The organism is Bartonella sp. AC130YNZD, from assembly GCF_042196865.1.
Taxonomy (GTDB): Bacteria; Pseudomonadota; Alphaproteobacteria; order Rhizobiales; family Rhizobiaceae; genus Bartonella.
In genome coordinates this window covers 1-834 of sequence record NZ_JBHIQZ010000138.1, presented here as the reverse complement: position 1 = coordinate 834, position 834 = coordinate 1, and the positions used below count along the sequence as shown (strand labels likewise).

The window sequence follows — 834 nt, the reverse complement described above, 5'->3', positions numbered from 1 at the left end:
ATTAGATGCCATGTATATAGTATCAATGATAGTTATATCCCTCTTAACTATAGCGTTTTGTTTGCCTGCCGCCTTTTAATTTTCATTAATAGTTTGCGGATCATATGCAATTACACGCTTTTGCAAAAAAATCGAGAGTGAGAAATTTTTCCAGATTGATGAGCTAAATATTAAGCTCGTGACGGGCTGCTGTTGCCAAAAAAGCAGATCTTGTTAAACCTCTTTCTTGTGCACAATTATCAATTGCACGTAAAAGCCCTCGTTCAATTGATATATTTGTGCGTATGACTTCTGAATCATTTTCAATAAAAGGAACTTGTATTAAAAAAGCTCCTTCTGACAAAGCTGTTTTGACAGATTCCCGTTGTATGACTTCTTCAAATTTTGAAGGAATAGGCACTCTATCTACATCTTCACAATAAAGTTGGAGTGCTTCTGTTGCATTTGCTATTAAATTTTCTTCCTCATCATCAGCAGAAAAAAGTCCCTCAAAATCAGGAAACTGAACACCAAAAGCAGAGTCTTCATCTTTATGAACAAGAGCAAAAAATCTTTTCATTTTTCTTCTCCTTCTTTTAACCAGCCTGCTTGTTGTGCGATAGAACGTGCTGTACCAATCGGAAGATTTTTTTAGGATGTGGAACGATAACAACCTTATCATCTTTTTTTAATTTATGATGAGAACCTTTTACTTTGATAAGTTCAAAGCCATCACGCTTTAATTTTGTAATGATTTTTCGGCTATCTTGTTCCATTACCTAAACTCATAATGTGTAAATATATACACATTTTAATGATTTTTCATCTGATGTCAATTCTTTTTTAACGGCTAAA

Annotated in this window: 1 protein-coding gene and 1 pseudogene; both read right to left on the bottom strand. The window is 33.6% G+C overall.

Going from position 1 to position 834, the window contains the following annotated elements; genetic code table 11:
• Window positions 1-163: 163 nt before the first annotated feature.
• Window positions 164-559, bottom strand: a complete 396-nt coding sequence (locus ACFINU_RS10140; RefSeq protein ID WP_375619036.1) for a type II toxin-antitoxin system HicB family antitoxin — start codon at window positions 557-559, stop codon at window positions 164-166.
• Window positions 556-755: pseudogene (locus ACFINU_RS10135) on the bottom strand (type II toxin-antitoxin system HicA family toxin). The gene ACFINU_RS10140 and the pseudogene ACFINU_RS10135 overlap by 4 nt, the downstream one beginning before the upstream one ends.
• Between the last annotated feature and the right edge of the window lie 79 nt (window positions 756-834).